The following is a 14,850-nucleotide window of genomic DNA, read 5'->3' on the forward strand; positions in this document are numbered from 1 at the left end:
CGCCCGTCTGGCGTCACAGCAAGAAATAGGAACGGAGCCGCCGCGTCGGGCATTGGGCCGCGTCGGGGTGTCAGAACCCCGGCACATGGCGGCCTCGGCGCGAAGTCCCAGCCCCCTGACCAGCGCCGAGGCCGCCTGCCCCCTGGCAGGGAGCGGACATGACATCATTTCTTCTCGCCCGCAGCGGCAGACGCAAGGCGGTCGGCAGGCCATGAACCAGCTGCCGCCCTACTCCATCGCGATCGTCTGCCGCCTGCGCAGCTCGGACGGGCTGTGGCCGAACTTCCTGCGGAACACCGTGCTGAAATGCGATGAGCTGCTGAAGCCGAGGCGATAGGCGATCTCGGTCACCGAGAGCGCACGCAGCTCCGGGCGCATCAGCGCGTCGTAGCAGCGCTGCAGGCGGCGGTTCAAAATCCATTCAGACACCGACATCTCGGTGGACCGAAACAGATAATGCAGATGCCGGAGCGAGACGCCGTTGCTCCGGGCGATCTTCTCCAGCGACAGGTCGGGCTCGGTGATGTGCTCCTCGATCCAGGCCTTGACGGAGCGCAGCCGCGCGTTCCGGGCGGTGGCATCCTCCGAGAACTCGTCCTTGTCACCCATGTCGAGGGCGAGCGCCAGAACGTCCATCAGCTCGTGGCCGAGCTTGCCCCGCGCCGTGTCGTCGAGGCTCGAGGCCTCCGAGGCCAGCAGCGCGCAGAATTCGGCGGCGATCCGCCCCAGGCCCCGGCCCGTCGCGATCGTCGCCGCCAGCGGCATCTTGCCTTCGGCGAAGCGCGACGAAAATTCCTTGCGCGGAATTTCAAGATACAACGACCGGAATTGGTTCGAGCACTCCAGATCGTAGGCGTCGGAGGCTGAGAAGATCGCGCCGATGCCCGGGCTGGTCGCGAGCGTCTGGCCGGCCTGGAGCACGTCCATGCTGCCCTGTTGCAGGAACTGAACGTAGTAACAATCCTTGTCGAGCCTGGCGATGTGCCGCTCGCGCCGCGAGATGCGCTGCTCCGACAGGAAGACGTCGCTCATCGTCACAGGGCCAAATTGCGCCTCGCGGATAAAGCCCTGATAGTCGGCCGGCTTCACCGCGTTCACGTCGACATGGACATAGTGATCGCAGATCGCATCCTGCCAGGCCGCGAAGCGTTTGGCGGGATCGAGCTCCTCGGTCGTGAACACCAGATCCATCGGCGGCCCGTTGCAGCGAGGTTGTCTGTGCAGCGCACAAAAGCGTGCCTGATGATCTTAGGTTCCCGTCAGCTTCGCGCAAGACACTTTGCGCGCCAGCGCAAAAGGTTTGCGCGTTGACGCAAGTCACATCGAGGTCTCTCGCCTATCAAGCTGAAAACGAATCTTGGGACGGGGGGAGGCAAGCGCGCGCGGGGAGACGGCGATCCCGCACGCGCAATGCCGATCCTTCGGGGATGGCAAGCGATGAAGCGCGTTCGGATCAGCCAACAGGAGATCGTGTTTGCGGTCTTCGCCGCCCTCTTCCTGAGCTTCTCGATCTTCCTGAACGGCTTTCTCTCCGCCGACAACATGCTGACATTGCTGCAGAACGTGGCAGTGCTCGGCATCCTCGGGCTCGGCATGGCGATCGTCGTGATCGGCCGCGGCATCGACCTGTCGCTGATCGCGGCGCTCGCGGTCCCCGGCGGCCTCGTGCTGCAGATGGTGCAGAACGGACATTCGCTGCCGGCCTCGCTGGTTGCGGCCGGCCTGCTCGCGATCGCGGTCGGCCTCGTCAACGGCTGGCTGATCGCCTATGCGGAGGTGCCGCCCTTGTTCGCGACGCTGGCGAGCGGCCTGTTCGTCGCCGGTCTCGGCCAGGCCGCCCTGTTCCAGCTCGACGTCGTGCAATGGAGCGATGGCATGGCCGGCTTCGAGCGGCTCGGCCAGGGCAGCATCCTCGGCATCCCCACCTCGATCGTGATGTTCGCGATCGCCTGCGTCGTGGTGTTCGTCCTGCTGCGCAAGACGCGCTGGGGCGCCTACATCTACGCGATCGGCGACAACCCGTTCGCGGCGCGCGTGACCGGCATCCCGTCGCGCCCCATCATCGTTCTGCAATATGTCGTCGCCGCGCTGATCGGCTGCTTTGCCGGCCTCGTGATGGCCGCGTCCGTCAACTCCATGCCGACCCGCATCTTCAACTCCACGCTGATCTACGACGTCATCCTCGTCGTCGTGCTCGGCGGCATCGGCCTGTCGGGCGGACGCGGCGGTGTCGTCAACGTCATCATCGGCACGCTGCTGATCGGAACGATGCTGAACGGCATGACGATCCTGAACATCCCCTATGCCGGCCAGAACCTCATCAAGGGCCTCGTGCTCCTGGTCGCCGTCATCACCGACACGTTCCTCAATCCGCGCAACGAAGAAACGGCCCAACAGGGCGACATCTGATTTGCCAGAAGAATACGCCTGTCCAACAAGGAGGAAGACAATGGCTTGCATGCAAAAGTTCGCGCTCGCGAGTATCGCCGCACTCACGCTTTCAGCCGGCACCGTTCCGGCCCTCGCCCAGCAGGGGCTCGACGAGCCGTTCCAGAAGACCTTCCGGGAAGCACTTGCCGGCAAGACCGTCGCCTATGTGCCGGTCGCGATGAACTTCGACCTGACGGAAGGCTGGTATGCGGGCCTCAAGAAGGAGCTCGAGCCGTTCGGCGTCAAGTTCGTCATTCGCGATCCCAACTGGAATACGAATGCGGGCGCGCAGGCCGTGACGTCGCTGATCTCCGAGAAGCCGGCGGTGATGGTGATCCACAATCCGGACGTCCAGACCTACGCCAAACTGCTGCAGCGCGCCGAGAACGAAGGCATCTACGTCATCCAGATCAACATGGGCTCGGCCTATCGCAGCTCGGCCTTCGTCGGCGCCAACTGGATCGAGATCGGCGAGCGCCAGACCGAGGGCGTGGTGAAGGCCTGCCAGGGCAAGTCGAACAAGATCGCGATCATCCAGGGCGCGCTCTCCGCGGCGGCCAGCGCCTACACGCTCAAGGGCGTCGAGAACGTCCTCGCCAAGCACCCCGAGATCAAGGTCGTCTCCAGCCAGGCCGCCGATTGGGACGCCGCCAAGGCCAAGGCGATCACCCAGACCGTGCTGAAGCAGAACCCTGACCTCTGCGGCATCGTCGGCTTCTGGGACGGCATGGACATCGGCACCGCCGCCGCGATCAAGGAAGCCGGCCTGACCGGCAAGGTGTTCCTGGCAACGTCGGGCGGCGGCGAGCGCAAGGGCGCCTGCGAGCTCGTCAAGAACGGCTCGTTCGATCTCGACATGAGCTACGACGTGCCGACGCAGGCAGCCCAGATGGCCGGCACCATCAAATGGCTGCTGTCGTCGGGTGCCAAGCCGGGCTCGGTCAAGGGCTCGGAATACACCACGCTGATCCCGATCACCAAGGAAAACGCCGACACTCAGACGGCGTGCTGGAATCTCTCCGACCTCAAGAAGTGATCGCAACGAAAGCTGCGCGTTCCGCGCCTGCGGAACGCGCAACCTTGCACATAAATCAGCGGAAGGCAGATGCGCGAGACACTGACGAGGCTCCGATATCGCTACTGGCCGGACCATCTCCTTGGCGAGATCCTGTCCAAACGCTGGACCGAAACCGCCATTCCGGTGATCCTGCTCCTGATCGTCGGCTTCGCGCTCAGCCGCTCGCTCGAGCACTTCCTCTCCCCGGCGAGCCTCGCCGACACCGCGCGGCAGGCCGGCGAGATCGGCTTCATCGGGCTCGGCATGGCGCTGGTCGTCATCGTCGGCGGCATCGACCTGTCGGTCGGCTCGATCTTTGCGCTGACGGATTTCTGCGCGCTCTATCTGCTCGACGTGCTCAACTGGCCGGTCCCCGCCGTCGTGGTCGTCACCATGATCGTCGGCGGGCTGCTCGGCGCCGTGAACGGCGTGCTGATCGGCTATCTCAGGCTGCGCGCCTTCATCACCACGCTGATCACGTTGATCATCTACCGCTCGGCCTACGATCTCCTGATCCAGCGCTATTCCAACGCCATCGCCTCGGCCTTTCCCGACATCCCCTCCTGGAACTTCATCGGCGGCGGCGATGTGCTCGGCATCCCCAGCGTCGCGCTGGTCTACATCGTGATCGCGATCTTCGGCCATATCTTCCTGACGCGCCTGCGACCCGGCTGGCACATCACCGCGATCGGCGGATCGCGGCGCTCGGCCTACAATTCCGGCATTCCCGTCCGCCGCACCATCGCGCTCTGCTATGTCGCGAGTGGCGTCCTGACCAGCATCGGCGCGCTGTTCTTCGCAGCACGGCTCGGCACGGTCGGCGGCGACATCGGCGTCGGCCTCGAGGTGATCGTGCTGACGGCAACGGTGCTCGGCGGCATCACGCTCGGCGGCGGCAAGGGATCGGTCGTCAAGTCCATGGTCGGCGTACTCATCGTTCTCCTCGTCACCAACGGGCTGACCGCCATGAACGCGCGCGGCGGCGTCAACCGCATGGCGCTGGCGTCGATCCTGCTGGTCGCCGCGATGGTCGACATCCGCTGGCAGAAGAACCGCACCCGCATCATCAGCAAGGTCTATGTCGCCCCGACCTACCATGCACTGCCGCCACCGCCGCCGACCGAGATCGGCCAGGGCGGGCCGTTCGAGCAGAACGACAGGCTGCGCGAGGTCTCGCTGATCGGGCTCGGCCGGATCGAGGCGCCCGAGGACGTCATCCTCGATCGCAACGACGTGCTCTATGCGGGATCGCGGCACGGCGACATCATCCGCTTCTTTCCGCCGGACTACGAGCGGATGGAGGTGTTCGCCCATATCGGCGGCCAGCCGCTCGGCATGGCGTTCGACAAGGAGGACAACCTTTATGTCTGCATCGGCGGCATGGGCCTCTATCGCATCAAGCCGGACGGCACCGTGGAGAAGGCGACCGACGAAACCAACCGCAGCATCTACTCGGTGAACGACGACAGCCGCCTGCGGCTTGCCGACGACCTCGACATCACCGACGACGGGCTGATCTTCTTCTCCGAGGCCACCGTGCGCTACGAGATGGACGAATGGCCGGTCGACGGGCTGGAAGCGCGCGGCAACGGCCGCATCATCTGCTACGACACCAAGACGGGCGCGACCCACACCGCGCTGCGCGGCCTCAAATTCCCGAATGGCGTTGCGGTCGCCAGCGACGGGCAATCGATCCTGTTCGCGGAGACCTTCGGCTGCTCGATCAAGCGCTACTGGTTCGCAGGCCCGAAGAAAGGCGACGTCGAAATCGTCATGGACAATCTGCCGGGTTACCCCGACAACATCAACCTCGCCTCGGACGGCAATTACTGGCTGGCGCTCGTCGGCATGCGCAGCCCCTCGCTCGATCTCGCCTGGAAGATGCCCGGCTTCCGCCGGCGCATGGCCAAGCGCGTACCGGTCGACGAATGGCTGTTCCCGAACATCAACACCGGTTGCGTCGTCAAGTTCAACGAGCAGGGCAAGATCCTGGAATCGTTCTGGGACCTCAAGGGCCTCAATCATCCCATGATCACCTCGATGCGCGAGCATCGCGGCTATCTCTATCTCGGCGGCATCGCCAACAACCGGATCGGCCGCTTCAAGCTCGACAATGCCGATCCCGACTTCGTGCAATACGACAGGCGCTGGGGGAAGTCGTCGTGATCGCCGCCATCAGCGAATTCGCCAACCGCTTCCTCGGCCGCGGCGAGGCGGCCATCACCGTCCCGTCGTTCGACGGGGCGTTAAAGCCCAACCAGGCGCTCGAGCAGGCGGAGATCCTGCTCGCCTGCGAGGCGCCGGAGGATCTCGCGACGGACGGCACGTCGCTGTTCCTTGCCGACGGCGTGCGGCTGCTACGCCTGAGCGGAGGTACGGCAACGATTGTTCGCAGCTTCGAGCGGCCGATCTCAGCGCTCGCGTCCCTGCCGGGCGGAGCCCTTGCCGTCGCGCTGGGCGGCACGGAAGTTCGGCTCTACGACAACGCTACGGCCGAAACGCCGGCGGCCACGTTCTCGCAAGGCCTGCGCGCCGTCAACGCGCTCGCGCCCGCACCCGACGGCACGCTGATCGCAACCGACGGATCGTCGTTGCGCGGCGTCGACGACTGGGCGCGCGATCTGATGGAGCTGGGCAAGACCGGCCGGGTGCTGCGGCTCGATCCGAAGAGCGGCGCGGTCACGCAGCTTGCCAGCGGGCTCGGCTATGCGTTCGGCACGATCGCGAGCAACGGCAACGTGCTCGTCAGCGAAAGCTGGCGGCATCGCGTGGTGTCCATCGCGCCGGACGGAAGCCGCAAGGATGTGCTACGCCACCTGCCCGTCTACCCGTCCCGGCTGTCGCCGGCGAACGGCGGCGGCTTCTGGCTCACCGCCTTCACCGCGCGCACCCAGCTCGTCGAATTCGTGCTGCGCGAGCCGGCCTATCGCCGCCGCATGATCGCGGAGATCGACCCGGAGTTCTGGGTCGCGCCGCGGCTGCGGTCCGGCCATTCCTTCAAGGAGCCGCTGCAGGGCGCGCACATCAAGACCATGGGCGTGATGAAGCCCTGGGCGCCGCCGCGGTCGTATGGTCTCGTCATCCGGCTTGGGGCCGACGGTCTGCCGCGCTATTCGCTGCACAGCCGGGCGGATGGCGTCAACCACGGCATCGTCGCCGCCATAGAATACGGCGACGACCTCGTCATGATCGCAAAGGGACCCGGCCGCGTCATCAGGCTGCCGCTGGCCTCCCTCGGCGGGGAGGGCCTCGCATGAACGACCTCGTCCTGTCGCTGTCGAAGGCGACCAAGCTCTACGCCGGCGTGCCTGCCATCGACGGCGTCGATTTCGACCTCAGGCGCGGCGAGATCCACGCCCTCGTCGGCGAGAACGGCGCGGGGAAATCCACGCTGACCAAGGTCATGGCCGGCGTCGTGACGCTGACCTCAGGCGGCATGACGGTCGACGGCGTCGACGTCACCCCGAAGACGCCGCTGGAAGCGCGCAACCTCGGCATCGCCATGGTGTTCCAGGAGAACAGCCTGGTGCCGACCATGACGGTGGCGCAGAACCTGTTCCTCGGCCAGGAGAAATTCTACAACCGCCTGCGCGGCATCTACATCGCGGCCCAGCAGTTCCTGCAATCGCTCAATTTCGACGTGACGCCGACGGCGACGGTCGGCGGGCTCGGCGCGGCCAAGAAGCAGATGGTCGAGATCGCCCGCGCCGTCCTGCACAAGGCGAAGGTGATCATCTTCGACGAGCCGACGGCGACGCTGACGCCGGAGGAGAAGAAATACTTCTTCGATCTGGTCAAGGACCTGAAGCGGCGCGGCGTCTCCATCATCTTCATCTCGCACGCGCTCGAAGAGGCGCTGCTGCTCGCCGACCGCATCACGGTGCTGCGCGACGGCAAGCATGTCGTGACCGACGACGCCGCACGCTTCGACCGGGCGCGCATCGTGCAGGCCATGGTGGGGCGGGACCTCTCCAACACGCTCTATGGCGCGCGCAAGGCGACGGTGCGCCCCTCGGGCAAGCGGGTGCTGACGGTGCAGAACCTGAAGATGGCGCCGATGGTGAAGAACAATTCGCTGTCGGTGTTCGCGGGCCAGATCACCGGCGTGTTCGGCCTGGTCGGCGCCGGGCGCACCGAGACGTTCAAGATCGTCGCGGGCGTCATGAAGCGCGACTTCTTCCATGGCGGCGAGGTGATCCTCGACGACAAGCCGGTCCGCTACCGCGTCCCCGCGCCGGCCGTGCAGGCGGGCATCGCCTACGTGACCGAGGATCGCAAGGTCGAAGGATTCTTCGAGACGGCGTCCATTGCGCGCAACATCTATCTCGGCCTGCTCGCCAAGTTTCCGAGGGGACGGGCCTGGCTGTCACGGCGTGAAAGCACGTCGACCGGAAAGTCCTGGATCGAGCGCCTCAAGGTGCGCGCCATCGGCGACGAGGCCAAGGTCGTCGAATTGTCCGGCGGCAACCAGCAGAAAGTCGTGATCGCCAAATCGCTGATCCAGGATCCGGAGCTGATCATCTTCGACGAGCCGACGCGCGGCGTCGATGTCGGCGCCATCGTCGAGATTCACGAGCTGATCAATTCGCTGGCCGACAAAGGCAAGGCGGTGGTCGTGATCTCTTCCTACCTGCCCGAGATCATGGCGCTGTCGGACCGCATCCTGGTCTGCAGGCAAGGCAAGGTGGTCGAGGAGTTCTCGGCGCTGGAGGCGACGGAGGAGGCCATCATGTACGCGGCGATCCACTGACGGCTCCCGTCGATACTTCGCAGGACGATCGACGCGAAAAAATCAGGCAGAACGCGATCTGGAGGCGGACTGCCCGGTTCGCTCGCTCAACAGCTTGCCCGTGGTCGTGTTGACGAAGTGCAGCGACATGCAGGCCGGGCATCTCACCGGCACATAGCTATCCGCCGGCTCGGAACTCTCGGGCCGCTCATCATCGATCCGATGCTGGACGTTCATGCCGGTGCGCGGGCACCTGAATAGGATTTGCCGGTGCATGCTCCTTACATGCGCCCGAACGGCGGCCGGCGAAATTGCGGACGATCCCTTACGGACCTTTCCCAGGTTTGCGATGGGTCAAAGGCGAACCGCCTTCCCGCGCCTATGCTCTCTCTGGGATCGGGCGCGCTGTCCGGTGCCGGACGAAGCGGAGCCCGGACTCCTAGGCACTCCGGGCGCCGCTTCGGAACACTGGGTTTGGTGACCGTGCGTCGCCGGCAACAGGCCACCATCTGGACCGCCTCGATCAGGAGAGCAGCCATGATGTCCGCCAACCTCGACGATCTCTCTGCGGCCGTGCGCTACGCGCTCGAGACGACCCGTGCGACCACCGTCTGCCCTTTCCACGGCGAGGTGATCATCCGCGTGTGTGACGATGCCGCCGAAAGCCACGCCTACGAACGCGTCAAGCGCATCGTGAAGAGCGATGGAACGGCCTTCGAGGCCGACGCGCTCAGGGACGAGATCGGCCGTCAGCTTGCACGCGCCGCGGACGGCCGATGCCCCAAATGCGACCGGACCGGTGCAGCCAGCTAGGCACTCGGCCCCCGTCCGCCGTTCAGGATGCCGCGCGTCTGGAAGCGCTCTTGCCTGACCTGGAGGGCTCGAGGCTGCGCGGCCGCCCGATCAGATATCCCTGCATCTCGTCGCAGCCCTCCTGCACCAGCAGCGACATCTGGGCCTCGGTCTCGATGCCTTCCGCGAGGACGGGCACTCCGAGACCATGGGCGAGGCCGATCACGGCCCGTACGATAGCGAGCGATCGCTCGCTCTGGCCGAGCGAGGCGACGAAGGAGCGATCGATCTTGATCCGGTCCAGTGGAAACGCTTCGAGATATGACAGCGACGAGTATCCCGTTCCGAAATCGTCGAGTGCGATCAGGATGCCGAGCGCCTTGAGCGACTGCATCGTCCTCTTGGCGCGCGGCATATCCTCGATCAGGACGCCCTCGGTGATTTCAAGCTCGAGACGTGCGGCCGCAAGCCCGCTGTCGCGCAGCGCCCGGCGGACCTGACGGTCGAGATTTTCCCGGCGGAACTGCGCCGCCGAGACGTTGACGGCCACCCGCAGCGGCTGATCCCATGATGCCGCTTCCCTACACGCCTCCATCAGCACCCAATCGTCGATCTGCGCAATGGAGCCGCTCTGCTCCGCGATCGGAATGAACTCGCCCGGAGGGATGATCCCGCGCACCGGATGCCGCCAGCGCACCAGCGCCTCGTACGCCTTCAGCGTGCCGTCGCGGTGCTGTTGCGGCTGGTACTCCAGATAGAGCTCGCCCCGCTCGACGGCCGTCCGCAAATCGTGCTCCAGCGCGCGGCGGTCCCGCAGCTGCTGGTCCATCGCGCTGGTGAACAAGCGGATGGCGCCTCTGCCCTCGTGCTTGGCGCGATACAGCGCGGCATCCGCATTCGCCAGCAGCGACACCGGATTGTCGGCGTCCCGCGGATAGAGCGCGACACCGACGCAGAGATCGATCTTCAGCACATGGCCATCGGCCTCGATCGGCTGCTCGAATTGAGCCCGTATCCTCGAGGCGAGCAGCTCCGCGGTCGCCGGCAGCGGCGACTGATCGGTGATGCCGATGAATTCGTCGCCGCCGACGCGCGCCACGTAAGATCCCTGCGCGGCTTTCTGCAGGCGTCGCGAGGCCTCGCGCAGCACGGCGTCGCCGACCGCATGGCCGAACCGGTCGTTGACCTCCTTGAAGTGGTCGAGATCGATGCAGAGCACGGCGAAGGCGCTGTCCGTGATCTCCGCGCGCTCGATCGCGGCGCCGAGGTGCTCGTCGAGGGCGGCCCTGTTGGGCAGCTCAGTCAGCGCGTCGTGACACGCGAGGTAGCTGACCCTCTGCTGTGCCCGGTTCCGTTCGGTCACGTCGAAGGCGACGCGGACATGGGCGGACTGCCCCTCATAAGCGAGCGGCCGGGAATCGATCACCACCTCGATCACCTCGCCATCGGCGGTCCTGTGCAATTCGCAGTCGCGTTCGGCGCCGGCTTGCGGCTCGCCATAGGCGAGCTGATGCTCCGACATGGCGAGAAGATCCTGGCGGGAATAGCCGTAGTGCCTGCACATCGCCCCGTTCACGGCGATGAGCTGACGCGTCTTCGCATCGACCACCCACATCGGAAGCGGGTTCTCTTCGAACAGGAGACGGAAAGAGGCTTCCGCTTCCGCAAGAGCCATCGCGGTTCGATGCCGCTCCGTGATGTCCTCGTGGGTGGCGACCCAGCCGTTGTCCTCCATCGGACGATGCCGGATCCGCACGATCCGGCCGTTGGTCAGCTCCACGGTCGTATCTGAATCGCTGGCAACCACCGGGACGCTATTGCGCCAGACCAGATAATCCGTCTTCTCCATCTTCGGTGCGCTGCCGATCGAATAGCGCAAGTCGACGATGTCGTTCAGCTTCATACCCGGTCGCACCAGCTTCGGATCGAGATCGTAAATCTCGAGATATTGCCGGTTGCAGACGATCAGGCGCTGATCGGCGTCGAAGAAGCACAGACCCTGGGACATGTTGTTGAGCGCCCGGTCGAAGCGCTCCGCGAACGCGGTCGCAGTCTGCTCCGCGGCCCGCGCGCGATCGCCTTCCAGGGCCAGCCGTTCGTGGGTCTCGACCATTTTCACGAAGGAGCGGAAATTGGTGTTGATCATCCGGGCGAGCAGGGCCAGCAGCGCCATCAGATTGATGCCGACCGAGATCATCATCCCGTCGCCGGAGAGCAGCAGGAGCGTGGCGACCGGCGCACCGGCGATCAGCATCGTCAGTCGCGACGCCGGCGGGAAGCTGCCGAGGCAGTAGGCGGTTCCGACGCATCCCATGAAGATGAGAAGCGCAATCGGTGCGCGCAGGCCGGGATCGACGGCCATGAACAACGCAAGGATCCAGATCACGAAGCTGGAGCAGATCACCACGGTGGCGAGACGCGCTCTTGCAAGCTCGCGATAGGATTCCTCGGCGGTGAAGTCGGCCTTCTTCAGCCGCAGCCACTGCGCCAGCCGAAACAGACAGATCGCAAGGAGCGCGCCCGGCAAGGCAAATCTCAGCCATGCCGACACCGTATCCGGCAGGACCAGGCCGACGCTGATGCTGTCGACCAGAAGAACGGCGTAGAGAACCGGCACCTGCTCGCGCAGCACCCGGAATTGCTCGACGAGCAGCGAACGGCCGAGTGGGTCGGTCGTGTCACCGACCTCGAATGCGTCACGAACCCGCGCGAAGAAGCTCATCAAGATTGTCCCGGCCGCTTCAAAGGCTAGGACAGAGAGGCGAAGGACACGTAAAAGCGCTTGGTGTCTTCGACCTTAACGGGACCGTTACGCCTTCAAAGAAGCCAGTCCCGTCAATGAGTTCCGCGCCCTTCATGCGTTCCGCCTGGGGAACCACGGATGCATCGCCTCGGCGCGATCTCCCTGCTCAATGCTCCACCCGGTACAGCCGCCATCGCGCCGGCACGCCCTTGAGCTGGTGCACGCCGTGATCCCTGAAGCGGATCTCGGATTTTGCCACGAGGTCCCTGACCGCGCTCGACACCAGCACCTCGCCGGCCCGCGCCTTGGCGGCGACGCGCGTACCGATGTGAAAGGCAAGACCCACCATCTCGCCGCCGCTCACCTTGTATTCGCCGGCATGCAGCCCGACCCTGATGTCGAGCCCCAGCGTGCGCACGGCCTTCTGGATCGCAGTCGCACAATTGATTCCAGCCGCCGGCACCTTGAACGTCGCCAGGATGCCGTCGCCGGTCGTCACGACTTCCTTGCCGCGCGAACTCTTCAGCTCCTTGCGCACGGCGGCGTAATAATGACCCATGACCTTGGTCCAGCGCGCATCGCCGAGCTTGGCGGCTTTTGCCGTGGAGCCGACGATGTCGACGATCAGGATCGTGGCCAGCACTTGCTTGAGCTCGGCGCCACCCTCCACCGTCCTGCGGCGGGGCGCGATTGATCCGGAGAGCGGCTCATAGCGATGGCTACGACGCCGGGCGATCGCGGCTTTGGCATAGTCCTGGGCACGCTGCGCCGTGCCGCAACGGACGGTCTTCTCCTGCGGCAGCCGCGTCCAGTAGACCTTGCGCCCATCGCCGGCACCCTGGACCTCCACGGCGCCCCACTTCAGGAAGACAGCCGAACCTACGCGCCTGACACACCACGCCTTCGACGTGTATCCGGATACGTTCGACTGATGAACTCCGATGCGTAGGAATTTGGGCATGTCGCTGCAGGCAATCGAAGGACCATGGGCACGAGCTGGGCCGAAGCGTAGTCACCCATTCCCACATTGGCAACAAGGCAAGCATGGGTGGGGACGCCTGCCTTTGGCCCGCAGCTTCCGCCGTCCCGCCTTTGAAGCGCCTCACCCGTGATATGCGAACAGCTCGATCGGATCACTGAAGCCGCGCACCTCGTGCTTGCCGACGCGCTCCAGCTCGCACTTGCCTTCCACCAGCTCGGCAAAGTCGCGCGACAGCAGCACTGTCCGTCCCAATGTCTTGGTGAGGGTCTCGAGGCGCGAGGCCATGTTGACGGCGGGCCCGATCACGGTGAAGTCGAGCCGGCTGGTCGATCCGATATTGCCGTACATGACGTCGCCGACATGGACACCGATGCCGTAGTTCAGCGGCGCACGGCCCGTGCCATTGTTCCGCTCGTTCAAGGCCGCCATGGCCCCACGCGCCTCTGATACGGCGAGAAGCAGGTTTGCGCAGGCGTTGGGCGCTTGCAGCGGAAAGATCGCGAGCAGGCCGTCGCCGATGAATTTCAGGATCTCGCCGCCGTGCCGCGCGATCGGCTCCGACATGGCGTCGAAATAATCGTTGAGCAGGTCGATGACGTCGTCGCGCGGCCAGTTGTCGGAGATCTTGGTGAAATCCCTGAGGTCGCAGATCATGATCGCGGCACGCACCGTCGTGCCGGTGCCACGCCTTGTAGCCCCGGCCAAAATGAGCTCGCCGGCATGGGAGCCGACATAGGTCTCCAGCAGGGTTCGCGCCAGGCGGTTCTTGATGCGGATTTCGCTGACCAGCGCCAGCACCGGCAGGACCTTCCTGAGGGCGGCGATATGCGCGGCATCGAAACCGCCGGGCCGATCGGTCGCGAAGGTGACGACGTGCTGCTTGCCGAGGGTGTGGTACAGCGGCCAGGCGACATAGTCGGTCAAGCCGTTGGCCCGCATCTCGCCATAGATCGCGTGCTTTCGGCCGAGCGAGGGATCACGCTCGAGATTTTCGCGCAGCTCGTCGGCGCCCTCGATGATCTCGCTGGCGGGACTTCCGATGTACTCGGATCGCTCGCGGACGTCGTAATCCACCCGCGCGATCTCCGATCCCTGCATTCCGTCGGACCAGAACATCCGGGCGCCCAGCCATTGCGGATGATTGATCTGGACGTGAAGCGTCGACCGCTTGAGCGGAACGCCGGCCTGCTGCAGGCGGATGCACATCTGGGCGAAGATGTTGTCGATGAAGCGTTCGTCGCGCGTCCCGTTGGTCAGCCAGTCGATGACGCCGTCGGCCTGCGTGGGGGCATTGTTGGTCGGTGGCGCGGTCATCGCTTGCCCTTCAGCGGCGGTTTGCATCGCAGCACATATCGTACTCCGGCCGCGCGCCGTCAACCTGGCCAGTTGCCCGGATTGTGCGCAAGGAGTGAGGGCGCTAAAGCGCAATACGATTAGGCTGAATCGTCATCGCGCTTTAGGTTGTTGTTTAAGCATGATCTTTTCGGAAAGCCGCTGCGCACTTTTCCGGATCATGCTTTAGCCGACCAGCCGGATCGAGCCCAGCACCGCCAGCCCCGACACCAGCACGAGCTGCGAGGCCGCGACGAGTTCCACCTTCAGCGTGTCTTCGTGCGACAGTGAAAACTCCTCGCCATCGAGGCGGACGCGGCAATCGCCGCGCGCGGCATAGACCAGATGAGTGCCGGCATTGAGCTGCCGCGCGCCGGGCTCGCGGAGCGCCACGAGCTCGATCTCCGCCGCGCCGCGCCGGGCCATCAAATTGACGACTTCGACGGGGCCGTCTTCAAGCGCGGTCACGATCTCCATTTCGCCGGTGAAGCGCACCGTCGTGAAAGGTTCACGCTCGTCGAACTCCTGCGTCGGCGACTTCAGCACCAGCCCGCGCCCGCCGACGACCATCTGGAGCCGGTCGATGCCGGGCATATGAGAGAACGGACCGGGCGCCACGATCGGCGTCGACGCGAGGCGCCAGAGCAGGCTGCTCCAATCCTTCGCCACCGCGTCGGCGCGCCAGGCGCCCGCAATGTCGGTGAAGATGCCGCCGCCGTTCTTCCAGGGCGAGCGGGTATAGGTCTCGGATTTGAGCAGCGTGGTTTTCATGGTCTGAGGCGGTC

11 protein-coding genes are annotated in these 14,850 nt (G+C 65.2%); 6 read left to right on the forward strand and 5 right to left on the reverse strand.

What is annotated here, in order from left to right:
• Positions 1–228: 228 nt before the first annotated feature.
• Positions 229–1,191, reverse strand: a complete 963-nt coding sequence (locus Q0743_RS10515; RefSeq protein WP_298241457.1) for a helix-turn-helix domain-containing protein — start codon at positions 1,189–1,191, stop codon at positions 229–231.
• A 246-nt stretch (positions 1,192–1,437) separates the two neighbouring features.
• Here Q0743_RS10515 and Q0743_RS10520 point away from each other — a divergent pair, with 246 nt between their 5' ends.
• From Q0743_RS10520 to Q0743_RS10550, 6 genes are all read left to right on the forward strand, one after another.
• The gene (locus Q0743_RS10520; RefSeq protein ID WP_298241458.1) at positions 1,438–2,409 is read left to right on the forward strand and encodes an ABC transporter permease; all 972 of its coding nucleotides are present in this window, start codon (positions 1,438–1,440) and stop codon (positions 2,407–2,409) included.
• A gap of 49 nt (positions 2,410–2,458) precedes the next feature.
• Positions 2,459–3,466, forward strand: coding sequence for a sugar ABC transporter substrate-binding protein (locus Q0743_RS10525; protein ID WP_367184881.1), 1,008 nt, complete (start codon positions 2,459–2,461; stop codon positions 3,464–3,466).
• Positions 3,467–3,535: 69 nt separating this feature from the next.
• Positions 3,536–5,653, forward strand: coding sequence for an SMP-30/gluconolactonase/LRE family protein (locus Q0743_RS10530; RefSeq protein WP_298241460.1), 2,118 nt, complete (start codon positions 3,536–3,538; stop codon positions 5,651–5,653).
• Positions 5,650–6,744, forward strand: a complete 1,095-nt coding sequence (locus Q0743_RS10535; protein ID WP_298241461.1) for a hypothetical protein — start codon at positions 5,650–5,652, stop codon at positions 6,742–6,744. The genes Q0743_RS10530 and Q0743_RS10535 overlap by 4 nt, the downstream gene beginning before the upstream one ends.
• Positions 6,741–8,237, forward strand: a complete 1,497-nt coding sequence (locus Q0743_RS10540) for a sugar ABC transporter ATP-binding protein (protein WP_298241462.1) — start codon at positions 6,741–6,743, stop codon at positions 8,235–8,237. The genes Q0743_RS10535 and Q0743_RS10540 overlap by 4 nt, the downstream gene beginning before the upstream one ends.
• A gap of 516 nt (positions 8,238–8,753) precedes the next feature.
• Positions 8,754–9,029 (forward strand): hypothetical protein, encoded by a 276-nt coding sequence (locus Q0743_RS10550; protein ID WP_298241464.1) that lies wholly within the window; start codon positions 8,754–8,756, stop codon positions 9,027–9,029.
• A gap of 22 nt (positions 9,030–9,051) precedes the next feature.
• Here the strand turns inward: Q0743_RS10550 and Q0743_RS10555 are convergent, their stop codons facing one another.
• The 4 genes from Q0743_RS10555 to Q0743_RS10570 all read right to left on the reverse strand — a co-directional run bounded on the left by Q0743_RS10555 (position 9,052) and on the right by Q0743_RS10570 (position 14,836).
• Complete coding sequence (locus Q0743_RS10555; protein ID WP_298241465.1) at positions 9,052–11,730, reverse strand: EAL domain-containing protein; 2,679 nt, start codon at positions 11,728–11,730, stop codon at positions 9,052–9,054.
• Between the two features lie 187 nt (positions 11,731–11,917).
• A complete protein-coding gene (locus Q0743_RS10560; protein WP_298241466.1) occupies positions 11,918–12,712 on the reverse strand; it encodes an adenylate/guanylate cyclase domain-containing protein in 795 nt (264 codons plus the stop codon).
• Between the two features lie 141 nt (positions 12,713–12,853).
• Positions 12,854–14,047 carry an adenylate/guanylate cyclase domain-containing protein gene (locus Q0743_RS10565; RefSeq protein WP_298241467.1) on the reverse strand — a complete coding sequence of 398 codons (1,194 nt, stop codon included), beginning with the start codon at positions 14,045–14,047 and terminating at the stop codon, positions 12,854–12,856.
• Positions 14,048–14,251: 204 nt separating this feature from the next.
• Positions 14,252–14,836, reverse strand: coding sequence for a HutD family protein (locus tag Q0743_RS10570; protein WP_298241468.1), 585 nt, complete (start codon positions 14,834–14,836; stop codon positions 14,252–14,254).
• Between the last annotated feature and the right edge of the window lie 14 nt (positions 14,837–14,850).

This window comes from uncultured Bradyrhizobium sp. (genome assembly GCF_936943645.1).
Taxonomy (GTDB): Bacteria; Pseudomonadota; Alphaproteobacteria; order Rhizobiales; family Xanthobacteraceae; genus Bradyrhizobium.